General features: G+C 48.2%; 20 protein-coding genes. 5 read left to right on the top strand and 15 right to left on the bottom strand.

The genetic code is table 11. From position 1 onward, the window contains the following. Window positions 1–310 precede the first annotated feature (310 nt). Window positions 311–3,193 (bottom strand): excinuclease ABC subunit UvrA, encoded by a 2,883-nt coding sequence (gene uvrA / locus RQP52_RS32135; protein ID WP_315955609.1) that lies wholly within the window; start codon window positions 3,191–3,193, stop codon window positions 311–313. 37 nt (window positions 3,194–3,230) lie between these two features. Next, window positions 3,231–5,228, bottom strand: a complete 1,998-nt coding sequence (gene uvrB, locus RQP52_RS32130; RefSeq protein WP_315955608.1) for an excinuclease ABC subunit UvrB — start codon at window positions 5,226–5,228, stop codon at window positions 3,231–3,233. Window positions 5,229–5,522: 294 nt separating this feature from the next. On the opposite strand from uvrB, the gene RQP52_RS32125 reads away from it, so the two are divergent. Next, window positions 5,523–6,323 (top strand): flagellar motor protein, encoded by an 801-nt coding sequence (locus tag RQP52_RS32125; RefSeq protein WP_315955607.1) that lies wholly within the window; start codon window positions 5,523–5,525, stop codon window positions 6,321–6,323. Beyond that, window positions 6,307–7,128, top strand: a complete 822-nt coding sequence (locus tag RQP52_RS32120) for an OmpA/MotB family protein (RefSeq protein WP_157318501.1) — start codon at window positions 6,307–6,309, stop codon at window positions 7,126–7,128. Before RQP52_RS32125 ends, RQP52_RS32120 begins: the two co-directional genes overlap by 17 nt. Window positions 7,129–7,176: 48 nt before the next feature. On the opposite strand, the gene RQP52_RS32115 is transcribed toward RQP52_RS32120, so the two are convergent. From RQP52_RS32115 to ftsE, 5 genes are all read right to left on the bottom strand, one after another. Further along, window positions 7,177–8,460 (bottom strand): PDZ domain-containing protein, encoded by a 1,284-nt coding sequence (locus tag RQP52_RS32115; protein ID WP_315955606.1) that lies wholly within the window; start codon window positions 8,458–8,460, stop codon window positions 7,177–7,179. A 126-nt stretch (window positions 8,461–8,586) separates the two neighbouring features. Further along, on the bottom strand, window positions 8,587–10,050 hold the full coding sequence (locus RQP52_RS32110; RefSeq protein ID WP_315955632.1) for a S41 family peptidase: 1,464 nt from the start codon (window positions 10,048–10,050) through the stop codon (window positions 8,587–8,589). Window positions 10,051–10,141: 91 nt separating this feature from the next. Continuing rightward, a complete protein-coding gene (locus RQP52_RS32105) occupies window positions 10,142–11,332 on the bottom strand; it encodes a murein hydrolase activator EnvC family protein (protein ID WP_315955605.1) in 1,191 nt (396 codons plus the stop codon). Window positions 11,333–11,612: 280 nt separating this feature from the next. Continuing rightward, window positions 11,613–12,530, bottom strand: a complete 918-nt coding sequence (gene ftsX, locus RQP52_RS32100) for a permease-like cell division protein FtsX (protein WP_315955604.1) — start codon at window positions 12,528–12,530, stop codon at window positions 11,613–11,615. Then, window positions 12,520–13,206 (bottom strand): cell division ATP-binding protein FtsE, encoded by a 687-nt coding sequence (gene ftsE / locus RQP52_RS32095; RefSeq protein WP_127453284.1) that lies wholly within the window; start codon window positions 13,204–13,206, stop codon window positions 12,520–12,522. The genes ftsX and ftsE overlap by 11 nt, the downstream gene beginning before the upstream one ends. 253 nt (window positions 13,207–13,459) lie before the next feature. On the opposite strand from ftsE, the gene RQP52_RS32090 reads away from it, so the two are divergent. From RQP52_RS32090 to RQP52_RS32080, 3 genes are all read left to right on the top strand, one after another. After that, window positions 13,460–14,902, top strand: a complete 1,443-nt coding sequence (locus RQP52_RS32090; RefSeq protein ID WP_315955603.1) for a VanW family protein — start codon at window positions 13,460–13,462, stop codon at window positions 14,900–14,902. A 128-nt stretch (window positions 14,903–15,030) separates the two neighbouring features. Further along, the gene (locus tag RQP52_RS32085; protein ID WP_315955602.1) at window positions 15,031–15,834 is read left to right on the top strand and encodes an HAAS signaling domain-containing protein; all 804 of its coding nucleotides are present in this window, start codon (window positions 15,031–15,033) and stop codon (window positions 15,832–15,834) included. A 3-nt stretch (window positions 15,835–15,837) separates the two neighbouring features. Next, window positions 15,838–16,725, top strand: a complete 888-nt coding sequence (locus RQP52_RS32080; RefSeq protein ID WP_315955601.1) for a DUF4097 family beta strand repeat-containing protein — start codon at window positions 15,838–15,840, stop codon at window positions 16,723–16,725. A 67-nt stretch (window positions 16,726–16,792) separates the two neighbouring features. Here RQP52_RS32080 and argH read toward each other — a convergent pair whose 3' ends face one another. The 8 genes from argH to RQP52_RS32040 all read right to left on the bottom strand — a co-directional run bounded on the left by argH (window position 16,793) and on the right by RQP52_RS32040 (window position 26,210). Continuing rightward, window positions 16,793–18,208: an argininosuccinate lyase gene (gene argH / locus RQP52_RS32075; protein ID WP_315955600.1), complete on the bottom strand. Its 1,416-nt coding sequence runs from the start codon at window positions 18,206–18,208 to the stop codon at window positions 16,793–16,795. Window positions 18,209–18,283: 75 nt separating this feature from the next. Continuing rightward, the gene (locus tag RQP52_RS32070) at window positions 18,284–19,522 is read right to left on the bottom strand and encodes an argininosuccinate synthase (protein WP_315955599.1); all 1,239 of its coding nucleotides are present in this window, start codon (window positions 19,520–19,522) and stop codon (window positions 18,284–18,286) included. A gap of 34 nt (window positions 19,523–19,556) precedes the next feature. Then, on the bottom strand, window positions 19,557–20,516 hold the full coding sequence (argF, locus tag RQP52_RS32065; protein ID WP_127453295.1) for an ornithine carbamoyltransferase: 960 nt from the start codon (window positions 20,514–20,516) through the stop codon (window positions 19,557–19,559). 28 nt (window positions 20,517–20,544) lie between these two features. After that, a complete protein-coding gene (locus RQP52_RS32060) occupies window positions 20,545–21,741 on the bottom strand; it encodes an acetylornithine transaminase (RefSeq protein ID WP_315955598.1) in 1,197 nt (398 codons plus the stop codon). Between the two features lie 21 nt (window positions 21,742–21,762). Continuing rightward, window positions 21,763–22,533, bottom strand: coding sequence for an acetylglutamate kinase (gene argB / locus RQP52_RS32055; protein ID WP_315955631.1), 771 nt, complete (start codon window positions 22,531–22,533; stop codon window positions 21,763–21,765). A 38-nt stretch (window positions 22,534–22,571) separates the two neighbouring features. Beyond that, window positions 22,572–23,798 carry a bifunctional glutamate N-acetyltransferase/amino-acid acetyltransferase ArgJ gene (gene argJ, locus RQP52_RS32050; protein WP_315955597.1) on the bottom strand — a complete coding sequence of 409 codons (1,227 nt, stop codon included), beginning with the start codon at window positions 23,796–23,798 and terminating at the stop codon, window positions 22,572–22,574. Between the two features lie 26 nt (window positions 23,799–23,824). After that, window positions 23,825–24,874: an N-acetyl-gamma-glutamyl-phosphate reductase gene (gene argC, locus RQP52_RS32045; protein ID WP_315955596.1), complete on the bottom strand. Its 1,050-nt coding sequence runs from the start codon at window positions 24,872–24,874 to the stop codon at window positions 23,825–23,827. 463 nt (window positions 24,875–25,337) lie between these two features. Then, the gene (locus tag RQP52_RS32040) at window positions 25,338–26,210 is read right to left on the bottom strand and encodes a YitT family protein (protein WP_379173544.1); all 873 of its coding nucleotides are present in this window, start codon (window positions 26,208–26,210) and stop codon (window positions 25,338–25,340) included. Window positions 26,211–26,267 lie beyond the last annotated feature (57 nt).

Raw genomic sequence — 26,267 nt, 5'->3', positions numbered from 1 at the left:
AATCCTCCATGAAGTAATAGATTTGTATAGCTTATATCTCTCGATCCTGAATAGTCAGCTAGGAATATCGTGTTGCAACTACTATCTTAATTATAGGACTATTCACTTATTTTTTGATAGAGGGTTAAATTGTCGAATCCAATTAAGTCTTAACAAAAGCCATGTTAAATAAGTCGGAATTATGAATATTCTGACGAATAAGATCGGATCAGCCCTGTATGTAAAAGATTAACAAAATTGTGTTCGCGTTCTTCCCATGCAAAAAGGCCCCACGGCATTCATCCGTGAGGCCTCGCTGCGATTCGGCCCTTTAACCGACCGATTCTTCCAAAACTTCCAACCGCTTCGCATAGTTCTCCGAGCGTTCCCGATCCCTCTCGAGGATCGGTTTCAAGTACTGGCCGGTATAGGAACCGGCCACCTTCACAACATCTTCCGGCGTACCGGAAGCCACGATCTGACCACCTCGGCTGCCGCCTTCAGGGCCTAGATCGATGAGGTGGTCCGCCGTCTTGATCACATCGAGGTTATGCTCGATGACAAGTACGGTTTCACCGCTCTCTACGAGGCGGTGAAGCACCTTCAGCAGACGATCGATATCGTGGATGTGGAGCCCCGTTGTGGGCTCATCCAAGATATAGATCGTCTTGCCTGTGCTGCGGCGGTACAGCTCCGCCGCGAGCTTCACGCGCTGGGCTTCGCCCCCGGACAGCGTCGTTGCCGGTTGGCCAAGCGTCATGTAGCCCAGCCCCACATCTAGAAGTGTAGTTAGCTTACGATGAATCCGCGGCAAGTTCTTGAAGAACTCGCAGCCGTCCTCGATCGTCATCTCAAGCACTTCCGAAATGCTTTTGCCTTTATATTTCACTTCCATTGTCTCACGGTTGTATCGTTTGCCTTTGCACACTTCACAAGGCACGTAGACGTCTGGCAAGAAATGCATCTCAATCTTAATAATGCCATCTCCGCGGCAAGCCTCACAACGGCCGCCCTTCACGTTAAAGCTGAAGCGTCCTTTTTTGTAGCCACGCACCTTAGCTTCATTCGTATTCGCGTACACATCACGGATGTCATCAAATACACCCGTATAAGTCGCTGGATTCGAACGAGGTGTACGGCCAATCGGCGATTGGTCAATATCAATAACCTTGTCCACGTGCTCAAGTCCGATAATTTCTTTGTGTTCACCAGGACGAACTTTCGCTCCATTCAAATCACGCGCCAGCGTTTTGAATAGGATTTCGTTAATTAACGTACTTTTGCCGGAGCCGGATACGCCTGTTACGCAAGTGAACACGCCTAATGGTACTTTAGCCGAAACGTTGCGCAAGTTGTTCTCTTTGGCCCCTTTGACTTCGATCCACTTGCCATTCGGTTTGCGGCGCGCTGCCGGAATCGGAATGAACTTCTTGCCGCTAAGGTATTGACCAGTGAGCGAGTTCTCATCCGCCATGAGCTCTGTTGGCGTACCTTGGGCAATTACTTGCCCCCCGTGAATACCGGCACCAGGTCCGATGTCGATAATGTAGTCCGCTGCCATCATTGTATCTTCATCATGCTCAACGACGATCAGTGTGTTACCCAGGTTCCGCATATGTTCAAGCGTCTGAATCAGACGCGTATTATCCCGCTGATGCAGCCCAATACTAGGCTCATCCAAAATATAAAGAACGCCCATTAAGCTGGAACCAATCTGCGTCGCGAGTCGAATCCGCTGCGCTTCTCCGCCTGATAACGTACCCGCTGCACGATGCATCGTTAAGTAATCAAGACCAACATTCACTAGGAATCCAAGACGCGCTCTGATTTCTTTGAGAATCAGGTTCGCGATAGTGAGCTCTTTCTCGTTCAGATCCAGCGTTTTGAACCATTCCTCTGCATCTCCAATGGAAAGGGAGGTCGCGTGAGCAATGTTCTTGCCGTTGATCGTCACGGCAAGTGTCTCCGGTTTCAGACGTTGCCCCTTACACTTCGGACATGGCTTCGTGCTCATGTACGTCTGAATGTGCTCTCTGATGCCCTCAGAGAAAGTATCTTTGAATCTGCGCTCCAAGTTGCGGATAATACCCTCAAATGGAACCAAAGCTTCCTTGGTCGCTCCCATATCATTCTCGTAGCGGAAGCGGATCTTTTCCCCGCCTGTCCCATAAAGAATGACCTTCATTTGATCACTCGACAACTCGGATACAGGGACATTGCGAGGGATCGAATAGTGATCGCAAACTGCCGCAAGAAACTGCGGATAATAGTTGGACGTACTGCCGGCCCAAGCTTCAAAAGCACCTTCTTCAATCGTCAGCTTCATATCAGGCACTAACAAATCAGGATCAACAATCATCTGGCTGCCGAGTCCGTCACATTCCGGGCAAGCACCGAAAGGCGAGTTAAAGGAGAACATCCTTGGCGCCAGTTCCTCCACGCTAAAACCGCACTCCGGACATGCCAGATTCTGACTAAACATCAGCTCTTCTTTGTCGATAATATCAACAATAACTCGACCATTCGCGAGCTTAAGCGCTGTTTCCAAAGAGTCAGCAAGACGTGTCTGCACGTCCTCTTTGATCACAATGCGGTCAACTACAACATCAATTGTGTGCTTTTTGTTCTTGTCGAGCTCAATCTTCTCGGAGAGATCGATCGTCTCTCCGTTCACGCGTACCCTTACAAAACCTTGTTTCTGTACGTCGGTAAAAAGTTTCGTATGTTCGCCTTTGCGTCCTGAAACAAGAGGAGCCAGAATCTGAAGTTTGGTGCGCTCCGGATACTCCATGATTCGGTCTACCATTTGCTCCACGGTTTGCGATGTAATTTCAATGCCATGTGTTGGACAATGCGGACGTCCGATACGCGCAAACAGCAACCGCAAGTAGTCATAAATCTCCGTTACGGTCCCCACTGTGGAACGCGGATTTCGGCTTGTCGTCTTCTGATCAATAGAAATAGCCGGTGATAGTCCATCAATGGAATCTACGTCCGGCTTATCCATATTGCCTAGAAATTGTCTGGCATAGGCAGACAATGACTCAACATATCTGCGCTGACCCTCGGCATAAATCGTATCAAAGGCTAACGACGATTTGCCCGAGCCGCTTAAGCCTGTTAGAACTACGAACTTATCACGTGGAATCGTGACATCGATATTTTTTAGATTATGAGCTCTGGCTCCTTTAATGACGATTTGATCTCTAGACACGGGTAACCTTCCTCTCCTATGTGAAACTGAAGCCCATTTAGGCTTCAGCTTTCATTTCCATAATAGCGTCACGCAGCTGTGCCGCCCGTTCGAACTGTAAATTCTTCGCAGCTTCTTTCATTTCGCCTTCCAAACGTTCGATCAAAGAAGCGCGGTCTTTCTTCGACATCTTCGCACCCTTCACATCGGTCAAGTAATCCGCTTTCTGTTCAGCTACCTTCGTAGCTTCAATAACATCACGAATTTTCTTGGCTATCGTTTGTGGTGTGATTCCCATCTTCTCATTATGAGCTTCCTGAATGCTGCGGCGGCGACTCGTCTCACGAATGGCTTTCTCCATGGAGTCCGTAATCTTATCTCCATACATGATAACCCGGCCATCGGCATTACGCGCTGCGCGTCCAATGGTTTGAATCATCGAGCGTTCCGACCGCAGGAATCCCTCTTTGTCCGCATCCAGAATGGCGACAAGAGATACCTCTGGCAAATCAAGTCCTTCCCTGAGCAAGTTAATCCCAATTAACACATGGAAGGTACCTAAACGCAAGTCACGTAAAATTTGCATCCGCTCAAACGTCTTGATATCCGAGTGCAAATAGCGAACTTTAATGCCGATTTCTTTAAAGTAATCCGTCAAATCCTCGGACATCTTCTTCGTCAGGGTCGTAACGAGCACCCGCTCGTCTTTCCGAATCCGATCTTGAATTTCCGCAATCAAATCATCGATTTGGCCCTTGGTCGGTCTCACTTCAATAATAGGATCCAATAAACCCGTAGGACGAATAATTTGCTGTGTCATATAAGGGCAATGCTCTAACTCGTAGGGTCCTGGTGTTGCTGATATATATAAAATCTGGTTAACTTTCTCCTCAAACTCCTCAAATCGCAATGGACGGTTATCTAGTGCAGAGGGCAAGCGGAAGCCGTGATCAACCAGCACTTCTTTTCTAGCTCTGTCCCCGTTATACATAGCGCGAATTTGCGGCAACGTCACATGAGACTCATCGACCATGAATAACATGTCATCCGGGAAGTAATCAATCAGCGTATATGGCGTTGCACCGCGCTCACGGAATGTCAGCGGCCCTGAGTAATTCTCAATTCCGGAGCAGAAGCCCATCTCCTGCATCATTTCCATATCATAGCGCGTTCGCTGTTCCAATCGCTGTGCTTCAAGCAGTTTCCCCTGCTCTTTCAGCTCCGCAAGACGTTCTTCCAACTCTCGCTCTATATTCACAAGCGCGCGTTTCATCGTATCTTCGTGCGTCACAAAGTGAGACGCCGGGAAAATCGCAATATGATCACGCTCACCGACAATCTCGCCTGTCAGTACATTAATTTCCGTGATCCGCTCAATTTCGTCACCGAACAATTCAACCCTAACCGCTTGTTCACCATGCGATGCCGGGAAAATCTCAACAACATCCCCGCGTACACGAAACGTCCCGCGCACAAAGTTCAAATCGTTGCGCTGATATTGAATGTCCACAAGCCTGTGTAAAATCTCATTGCGTGATTTCTCCATCCCTACGCGTAAAGAAAGCAGCAAATTACCATATTCCATCGGCGAACCCAAACCATAAATACACGACACACTCGCAACGATAATAACGTCACGACGCTCAAATAAGGAGCTGGTCGCGGAATGGCGAAGCTTGTCGATCTCTTCATTGATGCTGGAATCTTTCTCGATGTAGGTGTCGGAGGAGGCAATGTAGGCTTCAGGCTGGTAGTAATCATAGTAACTAACGAAATAGGAGACGGCGTTGTGGGGAAAAAACTCTTTAAATTCGCTGCACAGCTGTGCGGCCAATGTTTTATTATGCGCAATAATCAAGGTAGGGCGGTTCAACTTCGCAATAACTTGCGCAGCAGTGAACGTTTTCCCTGTTCCTGTAGCTCCTAAGAGCGTCTGATGTCTGTTGCCGGCTTGAATGCTTCGAACAATCTCTTCAATGGCTTGTGGCTGATCGCCTTGTGGAGCAAAATCAGAAACAAGCTCAAATTTCTTAGAGCTCTTAACTAGTTCACTCATCCATAATCACCTACACTTATTGGTAATAAATCGAACTTTTATCCTATTCATTTTCGTTTTGTAATTTCCGATAAAGAAGTTTATGGAACCTGTCGTACATATATGATGGTAACATTTTACACTCATCATAAGAATGTTTGTTCTGGTTTTTCCATTATACTCTTTTTAAATCTTTGATGCAAACGGCAATATCTGTTACGGCCTGAATCCATCATCACGTGTCACCAACACACTTTCATCAGGCCACTTGTAGGGCCCCCAATTCTTTTTATGCTAAATAGGAGTGGTACAGTCATGGATTTGACAACGGTTTTAGGATTAGTCTTAGGTCTTGTAGGTTTAATTGGCGGTTATATGTGGGATGGCGGCCACATTAGTTCATTGATTATCCCGAGCGCGATGTTAATTGTTTTCGGCGGAACATTTGGAGCGGTAGCAGTCAGTTTCCCTCTTTCTATTCTCGCCAAAATCCCCAAGGCTCTGGGCATTGCTTTCAGAGAAGTAAAAAGAGATCCATCTGCTACGATTGAAGAGCTAGTGGAAATGGCTTCGATTGCACGAAGAGAAGGTGTACTGGCTCTCGAGCAGCGCGCTCAGGAGCATACCAATCCTTTCCTGAAAGACGGTTTGCTTATGGTCGTAGATGGAACAGATCCCGAATTGACCAGACAAATTCTCGAGCTCGAAATGGATGCTATTGAGCACCAGGTTGATAATATGGCCAAAATATTCGAAGCTGGAGGCGGCTATGCCCCAACGATGGGGATTATCGGAACCGTTATGGGACTTATTCACGTTCTAGGCAATCTCGAAGATCCTTCGAGTCTCGGCCCAGCCATCGCTGTTGCCTTCACAGCTACACTATATGGGGTTATGAGCGCCAACTTAATTTATCTGCCGCTTGCGACCAAAATTAAAGTGCGCGGTAAGGAAATGGTTGCCGAAATGGAACTGATGCTTGAAGGCATTCTTGCTCTGCAAGCCGGCGAAAACCCGCAATTGATTAAGAAAAAACTGACCTCCTTCCTCCACGAGAAATCGTCCAAAAAAGCACCAACGGTAGAGGAGGAAGCCGATTATGGCGAGGAGAAGTAAGAAGCAAGAAGAGCACGTCAATCATGAAAGATGGCTCATTACCTATGCTGACTTAATCACCCTTCTGCTCGTTTTCTTCATCATTATGTATGCGATGAGTAAGGTCGATGTTCAAAAGTATGCCGTTCTGGCGCAAGTATTAAACCTGCAGTTCCAGAAAGCCGACTCTGTTTTGGACAAAGGAAGCGGCATTAGCGGCCAAATGACTCCGAAGCAAGGCGATTCCGACAGCAAGGACAAAGATTATACGAAGCAAAATATAAACGATCAGAAGGAAGAAAAAGATAAAGCAAAACCTGATGAGAACGAGAAAGAAAAACGCGAAAAAGAACTCCAAGATCTTTTGAAACAAGTTCAAGCTTACATTAAAGATCAAAATCTGGAGGCGCAAGTGTCCGCAAGTGATACAGAGCGCGGTGTAGCGATTACACTGAATGATTTGTTCTTATTTGATTTAGGAAAAGCGGATCTCAAAGGTGGCTCAGCCCCTATTCTGCAAAAGCTCGCCTCTCTCTTCCCGACGCTGAACAGTAAGGTAAGCATTGAAGGCCATACCGATGACTTGCCGCTCGCAACAGGCTCTCCCTACAAAGATAACTGGGGACTCTCGTTCGCTCGCTCCCTATCGGTGCTGCGCTATTTCAGTGATACGGCCAAGCTGGATGATAACAAATTCATCGCGACAGCCTACGCGGATACAATGCCCAAAGTTCCAAATGACAGCGATGAAAACCGCAGCAAAAACCGCCGCGTTGAAATCATTGTCCTACGTGATGGGCTAGCTCCTACCAGCGTTCCCAAGTAAGCGAAAAAGACCCTTCCTCTCGAATAAAGAGATAGGGTCTTCTTTTTTTTACATCGATTTCGTTGAATCATTCTTCAGCAAACCAGTTAATTTCCCTCGCATATAGGAAAAAAGATGCACAGGTCTATGCTCTGTGAAGTACAAAGCCTCCTGATCCGGAGCTAAAATAATGCCTAATTGATGATGATCGCCGTTAAAGATTGCCCGCTGCAGAAAGCGGACCTCGCCTTCCTCATTCAATACTTCCAGCTTACAGAAAGCCGAATTCAGCCCCATAGCTAAATGCAAATCAGCTTTCGTCTTAATTTTGTGGCCATTTACTTTATGAATGATTTCACCCGTTTGAATCCCTATTTCCTGCGCGGGACTGTTTGGAACAACGGAGAGCACCATGAGTCCACGTGTTGAATGGACATAGAAGGGAACTTGTTTCTCTTCCATCCATTGATTATAGCGGATCAATCCCTCATGCAACACAATGCTTAGCAAAGCCCCTAACAACACAATCACCGACCAAAAATGAGCAGCAACCGCGGCAGCCAGCAAAATTATGCCGTATAGGTAAAGCAGATTCGCACTTGCACGCGCTTGCTTGCGCGGGAGCTTCGAAATCGTTAATTCCGTGAATCCGATCATCGCCGGGAAAGCAAGTAAAGTCCATCCTGAGGCGAGATTGGCCCCGAACAAAGTTGTCCAAGGTAAACTTATGTCGCTACCACCCGTCAAAGGCACCAGTAAAAATAAGGGTACAGGCCAGAAGCCTTGCAGCTGCTGCCCTCCGATGATTTGCCCGCGTTTACCCTCGAGAAACAACGGTGTCGCCATGCGCGCTCCTTGGAAATGAGTAAGCATCCCCTCGAGCAGATGGAGAACAGCTACAATGGCCAACAAGGAAGGAATATCCGCATGTCTGACGATCTCCAGCATCGGCAATGTCTCTTTCAGACTAGCCGTATCCGGAATCCAAGACAAGATCACTTGGGCAACTCCCAGGATGCCAACTGCGTAGGCCAAACAAAGGAATCTCACTCTAAGCAAGACTAGGATGACCGTGATGACCCACAGTAGAATAACCACATCAAATTGGAGGTTTACTCCCACGAACAGTAAAAGTACAGAGGCACACACACCCCCAATCCATCCCCAAAAGACCGTACGCCACGTCTCATTGAGTAGCGAATGCAGGCGTGTATGAAATAACTTACGTTCCATTTGAATTTGCTTTCGATAATGCAGCACGATAAATAAAACGCCTATATAGTAGAAAGGATTCGCAAAGAGCTGCCCTACCGCATGAAGCAGCCTCTCCAAGAGTTGAATCAGAACATCCATAACGATTCCGGTCTCCTCGATATAAAGAAAATAGGAAGGCTGCCGAAGCACCCTTCCTACTGTATTTCGACTGCGAGGGCTCATTTTCCTGCCTTGCGCTGCGAATTTCCAACATCTAACTACTAATTATTTCCCAAGTTGCTTTTGAATTTGCGCAATTGCGGCCTTCAACTGCAAATCGTTCTTAGGCTCGCGAATTTGCTCCAATAACAGCTTCTCGATTTTGTTCGCGGTTTCCGTATCGACTTCACCGGTCATCGGCAAGCTGTTCGTCCGTTGGAAAGCTTTCACGGCTGTCGTTGTTTTCTCATTGAAGTAACCGTCCGAGCGCTCAGGGTTAAAACCAAGACCCGCCAGCATTAGCTGCAAGTTTTTCACATCATCGCTCGTCATATCTTGTTTAAGCACAGCTTTCTTGGAAAGCGGCGCTGCTTTGAAGTAGGCCGGTTGTTCCACTGCGATATCCGGTTGAATACCTGTTTTGTGAATCCAATTGCCGTTCGGCGTCAACCATTTGTAAACGGTCATCTTGATGTTGCTGCCGTCGCCCATTTCCTTCTCAAAAGTGACTTGAACCGTCCCTTTACCGTAAGAAGTTTCACCGACAATTTTACTTCCGACCGCTTCTTGGAAAGCCCCCGCCAAAATCTCCGAAGCACTAGCGCTGCCCTTATTGATCAATACCGTAACCGGATAATTCTTGCCTGTCCCTGTCGAAGGCGTTGGCTCCCGCTTGCCGTCCCGATTCTCTACTTGAACGATCGGTTTGCCGCTTTTCACAAAAGGATTCACGATGTCGACAACGACGTTCAAAAGACCGCCCGGATCATTACGAACATCGATAACGAGTCCCTTCATCCCTTTGGCTTCAAGGTTTTTCAGTTCTTCAGCAAAGCGTACGGCTGTATTCGAGGAGAATTGGCGAATCTCAATTTTCCCTATTTGATCCTGCATCATTTCTCCGTAGACGGTTTCCACATCAATATTATCGCGGACTACAATCACTTGAACCGGATCGCCTGCACCTTGACGAAGAAGATCAAGCTTCGCTTGCGTTCCTTTCGGACCACGAATCTTCATGACCGCTTGGTTAAGCGTCAGACCATCTAGCTTTTCTCCGTTCACCGAGAGGATGACATCTTTGGCTTGAATGCCCGCCTTCTCCGCAGGGGAGCCCTTAATTGGGGAAACGATGACGAACTTGCCTTCCTCAATCGAAACTTCAGCCCCTATGCCTTGAAAAGAGGACGTAATACTTTCATCGAACTGCTTAGCTTCCTTCTGATCCATATATACCGTGAACGGATCTTCCAGGGATTCCAGCATGCCGTTGATCGCGCCGTTAACGAGCTTATCATGATCCGGCTGTTTCAAATATTTACTTTCGATCAGTTGAAAGGTTGTAGAGATTTTACTCAAGTCCTTGCTCGACAGGCCTGCCGAAGATCCTGTAGAGTCGGCTGCACTGCCCGCTGGCTGCTCACTCCGCCCCCATGTGAAGGATGGATCGACTACCGTCAATGTCACAATACTACTTGCAAACATAGCTAACAATACAAAAACAATGACCGTGCGTCCTTTGAATTGCAAAGCGTGATTCACCACCTTTTTCCTAAAACCCATTTGGGTTCGCTTGTTTGTAGTATATGACAAGCTCTTCCCGTTTTATAACCAAGTTGTCCTATCGTAAGAACGGTTTAGGATCGGTCGGAGTTTCGTTCAGCCTAACCTCGAAATGCAGATGGTTCCCTGTCGATTGTCCTGTCGAACCAACTCCGGCAATCTTCTGCCCCCGTTTGACGGCATCGCCGACTTTGACATAGATGCCATCATTCATAATATGGCCGTACAACGTCCATAAGCCATTTCCGTGATCGACGATAACGCAGTTCCCGTAACCGTTCATCCAAGAAGCATAAATGACGGAGCCGTTCTCCGCAGCAAGAATGCTTGTCCCTTTCGGAGCTCCTAGATCAATGCCCTTATGATTCTCTGCTTTGCCTGTAACGGGATTAATCCGGTTAACAAAATCCGACGTAAGCGGCGCTTGCGCTGCCAGAGGGTAACCTAGCTTGCCTCCGGAATAAGTGAAGGGAGACTTCGCTTTGGTCGCAGCACGTTTCTTCGCCTGAAGATCCGCCTCTTGCTTCGCCAATTGCGTAATTAACTTGTCGCTCTCTTCCGAAATATCTTCAAGCGTCTTCTCCTGCTTCGTAAGTGAAGCGATTTTGACTTCTTTCGCTTTTTCCTTCGCCTGAAGATCGTCTCTTAATGCATCCGCATCTGCGTAAAGTTTTTTAACCTTTTCGAGCTGCTGCTCAGTCTCTTCCTTCTTCTTAGCGACAATCTCTTTATCTTTCTTATTTGCTTCTAGCACGACTTTATCTTGATTTACAATAGATTTCAAAGCCTCAATTCGGTTCAAGAAATCAGAAAAGCTGGTAGCACTCAGAACAACATCCATGTAAGAAACAAAACCGTTCATATACATCAAACGCACGCGGGATTTCAGCATTTGATCGCGACTTTCTACCCGTGCTATCGCCTCATCTAGCTGTTTCCCGTTTTCCTCTAACGTATCGGTAACTTGATCGATTTGCTCATTCAACAGCGTAAGCTTTTTACTAGCTTCATTGACTTGTTGGACAAGCGTATTCATATCCTTGGTGGCCTGGTCCTTCTCTGAATGCACTTTATCTATCTGATTCTCGGCGTCTTTCGCCTTCTGCTGCGCTTCTGCCTTCTGTTTCTTAAGTTGAGTCAACTGCTGATCGATCTTATCCGTTGTGGATGCGGCATAACCTGCATATGGCACCGCTAGCGAAGCGGCAATCCCAAATGACATCACCAAGGGTAGAATCTTCTTCTTCAAGCACGTAGCCTCCTCATCATCAAAAACATGATGCTTATTTGGACTTCCTCTCAAATCTCTTATTCTCTAATCTTTTAATCTTTGAATCTATGAAAACAAAAATAAAAGCTTTAAAAGCCGGCTTTCAGAACCGAGAAGGTTGGACGAAAATGGGTGTAGGAGGAACGGAGTGTAGCGAGCTACATGAGTACCGGACTACCCCATTTTCGTTCAAGATTCGACGTCGAGTAAGCTACAGAGAATAACTTCGTTATCAAAGTCGGCTTTTAAAGCCTCCTTATTAGACGCGGAGGAATTTGCGGACGGAGATTAGGGATCCCCAGACGCCTATGACGATGCCAATACCTAACAGCAAGGCAATCATTGTAGGAGCAATCTTCCCGAAAGGCGTCAGCTCAATCATCAATAAATTTAGGTTCAAAGAACTTAAGTTCAGCAACTTCCAGTATCCGCCCAAAATAATTAAAGCAGGAATTAAAGAACCCACGAATCCGAGTAAAGCTCCTTCTATAAAAAACGGCCAACGAATAAATGAATTCGTCGCTCCAACCATTTTCATAATTGAAATTTCTTTGCGACGGGCTAAAATCGTAATTTTGATCGTATTGGCAATCAAGAAAACCGCCGTAAAGGAGAGCAGAATCACAATTCCAAAGCCGACCCAACGAACAATTTGCGTTACTTTAAATAAAGCTTCAACAGTCCCTTTGCCGTAATTCACTTTATAAATAGGCTTTGGATCCTTGCCTGCATTCAGTGCGCTGATCTGATCCGCAACCACGGCTACATTTCTGGGATCATCCACTTCAACTGTGAATGCATCATTCAGCGGATTGTTTTCTCCTTCAAAACCATCAAGCAAAGCTTTGCCGCTTTCGCCTAACTTTTGACGCAAATAGACAAGTCCTTCTTCTTTCGATACGAACTTGATCGTTTTGACTCCCTGTAAGCCTTGAATTTGGGTCTGGAGCTCTGTGATTTGATCCTGATGGGTGTTAACCTCCAGGTACACGTTAATCTCAACTTGATCCTCAATTTGACTGGCAATATCATTGACATTCAATGTGATCAGCACGAATATTCCTAGAATGAACAACGAGATTGCGATTGAACTGATCGATGCAAACGTCATCCATCCGTTCCTGACAACATTCCGCGTACCTTCCCGCAAGTGCCGGGAGAATGTACTAATCTTCATAGCCGTATTCCCCCCGTAACTGGTCACGAGCAATAAGGCCATTCTCGATTGCAATGACTCTTTTACGCATCGTATTTACGATTTCCTTGTTATGCGTAGCCATGACGATTGTCGTACCACGGAAGTTAATTTCCTCCATAAGTTTCATAATTCCCCACGATGTCTCAGGGTCGAGATTTCCTGTCGGTTCATCGGCGATAATGACGGATGGATTGTTGATTATTGCCCGGGCAATGGCGACACGCTGCTGCTCACCGCCGGATAGTTGTGAGGGCAGTGAATTTGCTTTGTCCTTCAGCCTCACCAGTTCGAGCACTTCCATCGTGCGTTTCTTGATCTGTTTCTTCGGTGCTTCAATCACTTCCATAGCAAAGGCTACATTGTCGAAAATAGACAGCTTCGGCAGCAATCGATAATCTTGGAAAATAACCCCGATATTTCGACGCAAAAAAGGTATTTTACGCTGTTTCAACTTTTCTAAATTGAATCCGTTCACGAAAATTTGGCCCTTGGTCGGTCTTTCTTCTCTATACATCAATTTCATAAATGTCGATTTACCAGCCCCGGAAGGTCCGACAACATAGACAAACTCGTTGCGGTCTACTTTTACATTAATCCCTCTCAATGCATGAGTACCGTTGGAGTACGTTTTCCATACGTCCTGCATTTCGATCACAATATCACATCCTAATATAGGGGTCCTTAAGCGAAGCCCAAAGTCTCTCTGCTGTACAGACAGCTTTAAGGAGTTCGACACGAAGTCGGAAATTCCTTCTAAAATCGTTCAAAATTCCTGTTGTTTAGTGTCATTATATCATGATTTGTACACATTTAAGGGCCGCAAGGTTTTAGTAATAAATTGAGCGGATAGAAGATACATATGGTAGTACAGGCCTTTCACTCATTCGTATGTAAAGGAGACGCTGTACATGCCACCCCTCATTAGAAAAGCCACCTTCTATGCGACGATCTCCATAGGACTGCTAAGCTCAATAAGCATCGCTCTTTACCTGTATGGTTCTCAGGGCACACTGCCTCCGAAATTCACGGTTGCCGGCTGGCGCGTCGGCGGCATGCCTTATGATACGTTCCAACAGCAATACGAGGAGAGGCTTGAGCTGCTAAAAGCTTTTCCTGTCCAATTGCAAACCTCCTATCCGGACATCGCCAATCGGCAATTGACCCTTGGACAACTAGGCGTCGAATATCATGATGATGCGCTCACGCAATCTATCGCCCAATTGTTCGAAGCTTCACCCTTGCAACGGATAAAAGCCCGCTGGGAGCTTCGACATGCCGATATTCCGATTGAGGTTACCGTGAACGAAGATCAGCTAAACGCGGTTTTGAAAGAGGCCTGGAAAGACCTCTACAGCCAGCAGCCTGCGCCGGCGAAGCGGATCGTGACTGCTCAGGACTCGCTAAATTATGAACCGGAACGCAGAGTACTACGCATTGACACTGTACATTTGGGGGAACACCTACAAGAAGTCGCTCCCTCCATTTCGTATATTCACAACGCCGCACCCGTTCGATTGACACTGCCTTTGTACGAGCAGAGTCCCGCCGTAACCGTAGAAACTTTGAAGCAGCAGGGCATCGACCGCAAAATATCAGAGTTCACAACCACGTTTCCCGCTTCCGGCGAAGGACGGATTCACAATATTCGCTCCACTGCCGCGTCCATTCAAGATTTGCTCATGGCACCAGGAGAAACGTTCGACTATAGCAAAATCATTGCACAGACAGAAACTACGTTCGGCTATAAGGAAGCGCCGGTTATCCTTAACGGTAAGCTGGTTCCCGGTATCGGCGGCGGCATATGCCAAGTATCGACAACACTGTACAATGCTGTTTTGCGCAGTGGACTCGCTATTGTTGAGCGCCGCAATCACTCCCTGCCTGTCAGCTACGTCACGCTCGGACAAGATGCGACTTACGCCAATGGCTATATCAATTTCAAGTTTCGCAACAATACCGACGCCTATTTATTGATTCGCACCGTCACAACGGATCGGGACATCACCGTTAAGCTATTCGGTCACATGTCTCCCTCGATCACTTATGACATAGAATCCAACGTCATAGAAACGATTCAACCTCCAATTAAATATTTGCATAATACAACGCTAGCTCCAGGAGCCACTCGGCCCATCAGCACAGGTAAAGCAGGTTACAAAGTTGAAACCTATCGGATTAAAAGAGAAAACGGCGTTTTCGTCAGCAAAGAACTCATCTCGAAGGATCAGTACTCTCCAGTGCCGACCTTGGTCGCCTCCAACCGGGGTGATGTCAAACCTGAATTGGGGGGCACGCCTGACTCGACACAACCCATTTTAGAAGACGGCGTCAAAGGACCTTCGTTCCGGTAATCTTTGTGACTATTTTGAGGCATAAAACGGGTAAAACATCTAAAGGTCATGTGACTGTAGTTACTAGGTCACTATGACTTTTTTTTATTATGATAAGAGTACGCAATATGAGTTAAGGAGGATGAACGATGAGCAAGATTGATTATTTCAAAGAACTCAACTATCGACTGCGCGGACTTCCAGAGAAGGAGCGCCAAAATATATTGTCTGTCTACGAGGAATTGTTCCAAAAAGCGATTGAGAACGGCAAGCACGAGGATGAGGTGGCACAATCGCTAGGTTATCCGCGTGTTCCTAACTGGGATGCACAGAAAGATGCCTCAGCGGTCAGCCCTCCGGAGGCTGCAAAAAGTGCAAAACAGGAGTCAATTCCTCAAGCTCCTATAGCACCACAAACGCCTCCAACGCCTAAAGCACATCAAGCACATCAAACTCCTCAAGCACCAAAAGCTCCACCGCTTGAGAAAATATATACGAAACCCGAGCCAGCGGCACCTAAGCAGGCACCGGAAACCGGTAGCTTTACACCTCCGCCCTATACGCCGCCGCCTTATGAGAATCCTTATTACGCGCAGCAACCTCCTTACCCCTATCCGGCTAAGCAGGAAACAGGGTTGAAGGCGATTATCGTCAGCATTGCACTAGGCTTTTTCAATCTCCTGTTCGTTGTTGGCCCATGGTTCGGTATCTTGGCAGCGTTAATTGCATTGTTCGCTTCTGGCTTTGCACTAATCGTCGCTCCGATCGCTGGTATGCTTGGCAGCTTTATGGAGCACGTCGGCAGCGATCTGCAGTTTATTGGGTTTACCATGTTGGCATGCTTCGGGTTAGGCATCATTCTCACAACACTCAGCACCTGGCTGCTCCAACTATTTTTCAAAATCACCCGGGCGTACATCCAGTTCAATGCCAAATTAATTAAGGGGGCTTAAGCCGTGAAAAGCAGATATAAATTTTTCTTAATAACGGGCTTTACCTGCCTGGCAGTTGGACTCATCGGTGCGGCTGTTTCGTTCAAAACCTTGGATCTGAATGCAGGCGTCTCCAATATTAATATCGAGAAGAAGATTGCAGCAGCAAATATCGACACCCTCATCCTTCAAAACGATGATTCGAACATCACTTTCGTCCCAACAAATGGCGATGAAATTAAAGTACGCCTAGTCGGTACGATGCGGGAAGCTAACGCGAATGAATGCACGATTGACGCAGCCACAGAAGGAAGCAATGTATGGCGAGTTGATGTTTGCACGAAAGAAAAAGATCGCATCCATTTTGGTTTTGATATCACCGAACTTAAAAATTTGATTGCCGGCCGCGGCTTTGGGCTCAAAACCGAAGTCTCCCTGCCGGATAAAATGTACAAAGCCATTACCGTGACTTCCGACACAGGCAATCTCAACTTCAATGATCTCAAATCAGAAAAACTGACTGCCAGCACGGATACAGGCAACATTTCACTAGACCGCTATGAAGGCAAGCAATTAAATCTCCAAGCAGATACAGGGAATATTCACATCCAAGAAGGACAAGGCGAGGTAAAGATCAAGACAGATACAGGTGGTATCACGGCAAAATTAAGCGATATAGGCGATTCGGTTTCCCTTGAATCCGACACAGGCAGTGTCCGCCTTACACTTGAGCCAACGCCTAAAAATGTGAGCTTCGACCTAAGCGCCGATACGGGCAGCGCCAATCTGGAAGTACCTGGTCTTACTGTAGATCATGAAGACCATCACTCTGCCAAAGGCACCCTCGGGGATGGCAGCAAAAAAGTGAAAGTTAGAGTCGACACCGGGTATATCTCGGTCACCGGCAGATAAAAAGATAAAAAGCCTTCAATGCCATCCACCTGGATGACGTTGAAGGCTTTTTGATATAGCTAAATAATTATTTGCTCTTCTCCAAATAGGTTTGCAACCACTCATTGGACTGCGCCAACACTTGCTCGGCACGGGCAATAGCTTCTGACACTTGATTGCTTGCCGTTCCGCCGTAGACATTACGTGCATTCACAACTTGCTCCGGCTGCAGCACGGCATAAATATCGGACTCAAACAGCGTTGAGAACGTTTTGAACTCCTCGATGCTCATATCGAGTAAATATTTTTTGTTCTGGATGCAATACAGCACCGTTTTGCCAATCACTTCGTGAGCTTGACGGAACGGCAGTCCCTTGTTAACAAGGTAATCTGCGATGTCCGTAGCGTTCGAGAAGTCCTGGTTCACGGCTTGTCTCATGCGATCCGTGTTCACTTTCATGGTAGCGACCATTGGAGCGAACAGTTGAAGCGCGCCTTGCAGCGTACGAACCGTATCAAACATGCCTTCCTTATCTTCCTGCATGTCCTTGTTGTACGCCAGCGGCAGCGACTTCAGCACGGTCATCAGACCGAACAAGTTGCCATAGACGCGGCCTGTTTTGCCGCGGACGAGCTCCGCCACGTCCGGGTTTTTCTTCTGCGGCATGATCGAGCTGCCGGTGCAGAAAGCATCGTCGAGTTCAACGAACGCGAACTCGGTGGAGGACCAAAGCACCATTTCCTCGCTGAAGCGAGAAAGGTGCATCATGATCATGGACGCGTTAGAGAGGAACTCCAGGATGAAATCGCGGTCGCTGACCGCATCCAGGGAGTTCTCGTATACGCGTCCGAACCCGAGCTGCTCCGCCACGAAATGGCGGTCGATCGGGAACGTCGTGCCAGCTAGCGCGCCAGCGCCTAGCGGCAGGATGTCCACGCGCTTGTAGCTGTCCTGCAAGCGCTCAAGATCGCGCTGAAACATGCTGACATAAGCCATCATGTGATGCGCGAACAGAATCGGCTGCGCACGTTGAAGATGCGTATATCCCGGGATAATCGTATCGATGTTTTTCTTCGCTTGATCAAGAAGAGCTTCCTGCAGCTTGATAAGGTGTCCAACGAACTCGACTACCCGTTTGCGCAGGTACAAATGCATGTCCGTCGCCACTTGATCGTTACGGCTGCGGCCCGTATGCAGCTTGCCGCCAACAGGACCGATCAAATCGATCAGCGTTTTTTCGATATTCATGTGAATATCTTCATTCTGAATCGTGTACTCCAACTCGCCGCGGCGAATCATGCCTTGGACCGCGTAGAGGCCGTCCTTGATCTTTTCGACATCTTCCGCAGGAAGAATGCCACATTTGCCAAGCATCGTCACGTGCGCCAAGCTGCCTTGAATGTCTTCCTCGGCCAGCTCCTTATCAAACATAATTGATGCTGTATATTCTTCAACCAATTGGTCGGTTTGCTTCGTAAATCGTCCACCCCATAGTTTTGACACGTGCATCCACTCCTCTCTATTTTACAGCCCAAAGGCTTTCCACGAGGGAAAGCCCGGTTTCATAGCCTATGTTGATTACTTCTTAGCGTTTTGCTCAACACCCGAAGATACTTTCAGACGAAGGGCGTTCAAGTGAATGAAGCCAGTAGCATCGCCTTGGTCGTAAGCTTTCGTCGGATCAGCTTCCATCGTCGCAATATCCGGATTGTACAAGGATACCAGACTCTTCACGCCAGCTCCGATGACGTTGCCTTTGTACAATTTCAAGCGAACTGTACCGGATACGTTCTTTTGGCTTTCTGTAACAAGCGCTTGAATCGCCAAACGCTCAGGAGCGAACCAGAAGCCGTTGTAAACAAGGCTGGCATATTTGGAGATCAGGGAGTCACGAAGGTGCATAACATCGCGGTCCATGGTCAAGGATTCCATTTTGCGGTGAGCGGTGAACAGAATTGTTCCGCCTGGAGTTTCGTACACGCCGCGGCTCTTCATGCCGACGAAGCGGTTTTCTACCATATCTACACGGCCGATACCATGCTTGCCGCCAATTTCATTCAATGTTTCCATCACTTGAAGCGGCGTCAGTTTCGCGCCGTTAACTGCTACGCAGTCGCCTTTTTCAAACTCAAGCTCAATGTATTCCGCTTGATCCGGAGCATCTTCCGGAGCTACGCTCAGGACGTACATATCTTTGTTGCTGTCAGCCGCTGCATCGAACCAAGGGTCTTCCAACATGCCGCTTTCGAAGGAAATGTGCAGCAAGTTGCGATCTGTCGAATACGGCTTCGCAGCGGATGCCGTTACTGGAATGCCATGTTTCTCGGCATACGCGATCATTTCAGCGCGGCCCGGGAACTGCTCGCGGAATTCTTCCAAACGCCAAGGCGCGATCACCGAAATCTCAGGAGCAAGCGCCGCAGCTGTTAGTTCGAAACGCACTTGGTCGTTTCCTTTGCCGGTTGCACCGTGTGCAATCGCTGTTGCGCCTTCTGCGCGCGCGATTTCAACCATGCGCTTCGCGATCAAAGGACGCGCAATGCTCGTGCCGAGCAGGTATTGCCCCTCATACAAAGCCGCTGCTTGGAACATCGGATTGATGAAGTCCTTCGCGAATTCATCGCGCAGGTCGTCGATGTAGATTTTGGAGGCGCCGGTTTTGAGCGCTTTTTCCTCTAGACCGTCCAACTCATCTTTTTGTCCGATATCTGCCGTGAACGCGATGATTTCAGCGTCATACGTCTCTTTAAGCCATTTCAAAATTACCGAAGTATCCAACCCGCCGGAATAAGCGAGCACGATTTTTTCCTTAGCCATGTCTACTAATCTCTCCGTTTCCTAAATCTATTTATTATATCATGGTCGCGGCCATAATAGCCTTTTGCGCATGAAGACGATTCTCTGCTTGGTCAAAAATAATGGAATGTGCGCCGTCAATGACGCCCTCGCTCACTTCTTCCCCGCGGTGTGCAGGCAGGCAGTGCATGAACAAGTAATCCGATTTGGCGTACTTCACCAGATCTTCGTTGATTTGGTAGTTTTTAAAAGCAATCTCCCGCTCCTGCTGCTCAGCCTCGAAGCCCATGCTCGCCCATACATCCGTGTAGACGATGTCCGCATTCTCAATCGCTTCACGAGGATCGCGTGTCAGAAGTACGCTGCCGCCGTAATGCGCAGCATTTTCCTTGGAATTTTGAATCACTTCCTGATCAGGATCATAGCCCTCAGGAGAAGCAATCGCGAAGTCCATCCCTAATTTGCTTGCACCTACCATTAAGGAATGCACCATGTTGTTGCCGTCCCCGATGTAAGCCACTTTAATGCCTTTGAGACGGCCCTTTTTCTCAAGAACAGTCTGATAATCCGCCATCACTTGGCAGGGATGCGCATAATCCGTCAGGCCGTTAATAACGGGAACCGTCGCTCCGCGTGCAAGATCGATCACCTTACGGTGTTCATACGTACGAATCATAATGCCATCGAGGTAACGGGACAGCGTTTGTGCCGTATCCCAAACCGTTTCACCGCGTCCAAGCTGCAGGTCGTTTTTGCTCAAAAATAAAGCCTGACCTCCCAGTTGGTACATCCCCACTTCAAAGGAAACACGCGTACGCGTCGAAGATTTCTCGAAAATCATCCCGAGTGTCTTGCCGGCAAGCACAGCATGAGGCTCTCTAGCCTTTTGCTTACGCTTAAGCTCGATCCCGTAGTGAATTAAGTATTCGATTTCTTCCGGTGTATAGTCAGCCAAAGCAAGGAAATCTTTGCCCTTCAATTGGGCAGCCATTTCTTCTTGTAAGGTAATATTCATTTCATTCAACCTCTCTCCTGTTACTTCCCTAGATGCTGCTGATCGTAGATGCCTTCTCTGCAAGGACCGCGCACAGCACATCCAGCCCTTGATCCAAATCTTCTTGCGGTATATTTAAGGCCGGCACTAAACGAATAACGTTAGGCCCAGCTGGAATAACTAGCACGCCTCTTTTATGAATTTCACTAATGATTTCACCTGCAGGTTGCGTGCACTCAATCCCGATCAAAAGTCCGATACCGCGAATTTTCGCGATCAACGGATTGCCGGCAAGCTTGCTTTCCAGCTTCTTGATCGTGTACTCCCCTAACTCCGCTGCGCGTTCCGGCAGCTTCTGTGCAAGAATCGTATCCACAGCCGCAAAACCTGCAGCCGTCGCAATCGGTGTTCCGCCAAATGTCGAACCATGACTGCCAGCACTAAAGCCTTCAGCAAGGAAAGCTTTCCCCAGCATAGCACCAATCGGGAACCCGCCGCCCAGACCTTTGGCTAATGTGAAAATGTCAGGCTCAACACCATAGTGTTCATAGGCAAAAAGCTTGCCTGTACGCCCTACACCTGTTTGGATTTCATCCGCAATCAAAAGCAGGCCTTCCTGTTTGCACAGCGCTGCCAATTGTTTCACGAACTCCGGATCAGCCGGCAATACGCCGCCTTCCCCTTGTACCATTTCCAACATGATAGCGCATGTTTTGTCATTCACAAGACTGCGCACAGCCTCGATATCGTTATAAGGCGCATACACGAAGCCTTCAGGAAGCGGATGGAAGCCTTCCTTCACTTTGTCTTGACCTGTAGCGGTCAATGTCGCCAATGTCCGTCCGTGGAACGACATGTTGAACGTAATAATCTCGTACCGACCGTTGTTCAGCACCTTTTGGTTGTAGCGACGCGCCAACTTGATTGCGGCTTCATTCGCTTCTGCTCCTGTGGAACAGAAAAATACAGCATCCGCACAGCTGTTGTCCGTAAGTAAAGAAGCTAGTTTTTCCTGGTTCGGAATATGGAAAAGGTTGCTGACATGCCATAGCTGATCAAGCTGTTGAACAAGTTGCTCCTTCACTTCTTTTGGCGCATGCCCGAGGTTCGCTACCGCAATTCCGCTCATCAAATCGATGTACTCCTTGCCTGTATCGTCCCATAGTCGGCTGCCCTCCCCCTTCACCAGCGTAATTGGATATCTGGCGTACGTTGGAAAGAGCGAGCTTTTACCCGTTTCACTCATGTACATTCCCTCCTTATAGTGTTATCGTACAATTCTTGTACCGATTCCCGTGCCCTTCAGCACTTTGCTGAGTACGTTCGGCTCTGATCCATTCACAATCACGACTTCCTGTACCTTGCCCTGAATACAAGCGATTGCTGCGCGAACTTTCGGAATCATACCGCCGTAAATGTCTCCACTCGCAATCATCTCTTCAATCTCTGCAACACTCACAACCGGCAGCACCTGCTTCTCGCCATCTACGGTCTTCATGATGCCAGGGACGTCCGTCACGACAACCATTTGTTCCACACCAAGGTGGGACGCCACCGCGCCAGCTGCCGTATCCGCATTAATATTGTAACGCTGTCCGCCATCTTCACCAAGCCCAACCGGTGCAATAACCGGAATGTAGCCCATATTCACGATGCCTTGGATCAGCTCCGCGTTCACCTTCGTCACATCGCCGACTAAACCGACCTCGTGGCTGTTCGCCACCGGCTTAGCTTCAATTAGATGCCCATCCACACCGGACAAACCTAGCGCTGCTGCGCCTGTCAATTGAATGCGGCGTACGATCTCTTTGTTGATCTGACCGGAAAGAACCATCTCTACAACGTCCAGCACCGCTTCGTTGGTCACGCGTAAACCGTTCACGAAACCGGACTCGATGCCCAGCTTCCCGAGCGTTTCCGAAATGGCAGGACCGCCTCCATGAACGATAACCGTTACGATACCTTCCTCCTGGAGCTGACGCATATCTTCAAAAAAGCTGGCAGGCAGCGCCGCAAGCGTGCTGCCTCCGCATTTCATCACAAAGCAATTGTTCTTCACTGCGTTCGGTCCCCTTCTTATGTGCGGTAAGCCGCGTTAATGCGCACGTAATCATATGTCAAATCGCAGCCCCAGCCCGTTGCCTTGCCAGTGCCCATATGTAAATTCACATGAATTTGAATGGTATCTGTTTTCAAATAAGCCAGTGCCGCTTCCTCATCGAACTTCACCGGACGCGATTGCTCGAGCACTGCGATATCGCCTAAGCGAATATCGACTGTGTTCACATTCACCGGTTGTCCCGAGTATCCAACAGCCGCAATGATTCGACCCCAGTTCGCGTCAGCGCCGTACACAGCGGACTTCACGAGGCTCGATCCAATGATCGACTTCACGATCTTGCGGGCTGCTTCGTCGCTCTCCGCGCCGATAACCGTCGTCTCAATCAGCTTCGTTGCGCCTTCTCCGTCACGTGCAATCGCTTTGGCCAGGTACTCACCAACGTATTGAAAACCTGCTGCGAATGCTTCCCAATCCGGATGCTCCGGTGTTAGCGTCTCGCCGCCAGCCAAACCGCTAGCCATCACCACGACCATGTCGTTGGTGGATGTATCGCCGTCAACGGTAATCATGTTGAAGGTGTTATCTGTGATCCTGCTAAGCAGCTGCTGCAGGTATTCGCTTTCGATCGGTGCGTCGGTTGTCATGAAACCGAGCATCGTTGCCATGTTCGGGTGAATCATCCCCGAACCTTTGGCTGCACCGGCAATGTGAACCTCTTTGCCGCCCACAACAAGACGGACACACGTCATCTTCTGCACAAGATCCGTTGTCAGGATCGCCTGGCAGAAGTCTTCGCCTCCGTCTAGCTTAATGCGCTGTGGCAGCTGCTCGATGCCTGTCAGCACTTTGCCCATCGGCAGAAGCTCGCCGATTACGCCTGTGCTCGTCACGCCGACGTGGTGCTCTGCTACGCCTAGCGCCTTCGCGCTGGCTGCACGCATCGCATACGCGTCGTCTTCGCCTTGCTGCCCGGTACACGCGTTGGCGTTGCCGCTGTTCACGATCATGGCCTGCAGCTTGCCGCCTTGGGCAATGCTTTCTTGCGTCACGCGCAGCGGTGCCGCTTGAAACGCGTTCAGCGTGTACACGCCTGCCGCTGCCGCCGGCACCTCACATACAATCGCGCCTAAGTCAAAGCGCTCCGTCTTCTTTAATCCACAGTGCAGGCCGCCTGCACGAAAGCCTTTCGGTGTCGTTACTGTGCCCTCAGGCACCACCGTGAAACTAACTGTATCCAACATCCTCGTCTCCTCACATGTCCCGCTTCTTATGGATATACCGGTGCGAAAAGCAATCCGGTCGTTTCTTCCCAACCGTACATCAAGTTCAAGTTTTGAATGGCCTGCCCTGCAGCGCCTTTCACGACATTATCAATAACGGAAACAATCGTTACACGACCCGTCCGCTCATCCACGGAAAAACCAATATCACAGTAATTAGAACCATATACTTCCTTAGTGGAAGGGAACTTGCCTTCTTGACGAATCCGTACAAACTTCCGGCCCTCATAGAATTGACGGTAGAGTTCAATAAAATCTGCTGCCGTATGCTCACCATTTACGGTAGCGTACATCGTGGACATAATTCCACGCGTCATTGGCACAAGATGTGTCGTGAATGTCGTCACAACCGGCTTACCCGCTACACGGCTGAGCGCTTGCTCAATTTCCGGAATATGTTGATGTTTATTCACTTTATACACATTCAAATTCTCATTGACTTCCGCGTAATGCACGCCCAGATTAACACCGCGCCCCGCGCCGGATACGCCTGATTTGGCATCAATGATGATCGTGGAGGGATCAATCCAACCTGCTTTCACAGCTGGGATTAGCCCTAGAAGCGTTGCTGTCGGGTAACAGCCAGGATTCGCGATCAGATCGCTGCCTTTGACCTCGTCCCCGAATACTTCGGACAAAGCATAGATCGACTTCGCCAACATGTCCTCGGAAGCCGGCTTCTTTTTGTACCATTTTTCATAATCGCTGCTTGATTTCAATCTCAAATCCCCGGAAATATCAATAACCTTCAGGCCGGCAGCCAAAAGTTTCGGTGAAAGCTCTGCACTTACGCCCGCTGGTGTTGCCAGGAACACGACATCGGATTTACTAGCAATAAGATCAACATCGAGTTGATCCAAAATATCAACAACCACTTCCTGCAAATGTGGAAAATGATCAGCAAGCGGAGCTCCCGCATTCGAGGTCGAGATGACCGAAGTGATTTTCACAAGAGGATGCGCCTGCAATAGACGAATAACTTCCGCGCCACCGTACCCTGTAGCCCCAATAATAGCCGCTCTAACGATTTGACTCATATGAATTCCCCCGTTACTCCGAAAATATATGTATGATTATACAGTCATATACATAATAATTCAATGAATTTTTTTCACCAGTTTTCTCCGTTTTCATCCTTTTGGATCCGATATGAATCAAGGGTTTCCCCGCTTTTTCAACAAAATTCTGGCGATGATATTCACGCAATCGTTTGAATGAAAAAAATTCATAATATGCATAGACGTTTTGTTCAAGAATGAACAGTTATATTATCCCAAATTAATCGATGGACAAGCAACATTTTTTTATGGTAATCTCAGTGCTTTTAACCGAAATGACTGCACTTTATACAAGATAGGACCGGGCTTTATCCAGAAGTCGTTGCCATGTTGCACAAAATACAATCATGTTTCCTTGTCGATATCCCTGCGCCGTAGTCCATTCATACAAAAAAAGACGTGCCTAAGCACGTCTTCATCCCATTTGGCAGCCGCCAAGCTTCTAAGCATGCCGCTTAAAGCCCTCACCCAGCACCTCATTCGTTTCGCTCAAAATGACAAACGCCTGCGGGTCCACCGACTGGACCAGCGTTTTCAATCGGCTTACCTCGTTCTGCTTCACGACGACCATCATCACATTCCGAGTTTCCCCGGTAAAACCCCCGGATCCATTGAGCTCGGTCAGCCCGCGATCCAAATCAAACAAAATGGCTTTGCGAATCGCATCCGAATGGTCCGATATGATGAAAGCTACTTTTGCGTAATTGAAGCCGACCTGCACGATATCAATCGTTTTGGTAGTCACGAACAAGCCGATCATCCCGTACAGCGCATTCTCCGGCGTAAACACTAGCGCTGATGAGATGATTACCAGGCCGTCAAACACCGCAACAGAGAAGCCTAAACTTAATCCAGTGTACTTATGTAAAATTTGCGCAGCCAACCCAAGGCCACCTGTTGATCCACGTCCGCGAAAAACAATCCCTAATCCAAGCCCGACACCAATTCCACCATAAACGGCAGCGAGCAAAGGATTGTGCGTCGGCACGCCTATATGGCTGGTCACCAGGACGCATAGCGGAAATATGACAGAACCAACTGCAGCCTTCACACCGAAGTGCCCTCCCAGCAACCATAAGGCTAAAAGGAAAATCGGAATGTTCAGCGCCCATTGGGTGATAGCGGGATTCAACCCTGAAAGGTGTTGAATGATGGTCGAGATGCCCGAAACCCCGCCGGTTGCAATTTGGTTCGGGTTCAAAAAGCAGTTAAAACTAGCTGCCATGACCAATGAGCCTATAACTAGCAAGGAATATTCAAATACGGTATGTGCAGGACTTCCTATCCGTATCAGTGGTTCTCTTCTGGCCACGATAGGCCTCCTCTCACAAAAAATCCTACACCTGTTAGGTGTAGGATGATCGTCAATTGC

It is taken from the genome of Paenibacillus violae (assembly GCF_032461945.1).
Lineage (GTDB): Bacteria > Bacillota > Bacilli > Paenibacillales > NBRC-103111 > Paenibacillus_E > Paenibacillus_E violae.
This window is presented reverse-complemented; position numbering and strand designations above follow the sequence as displayed.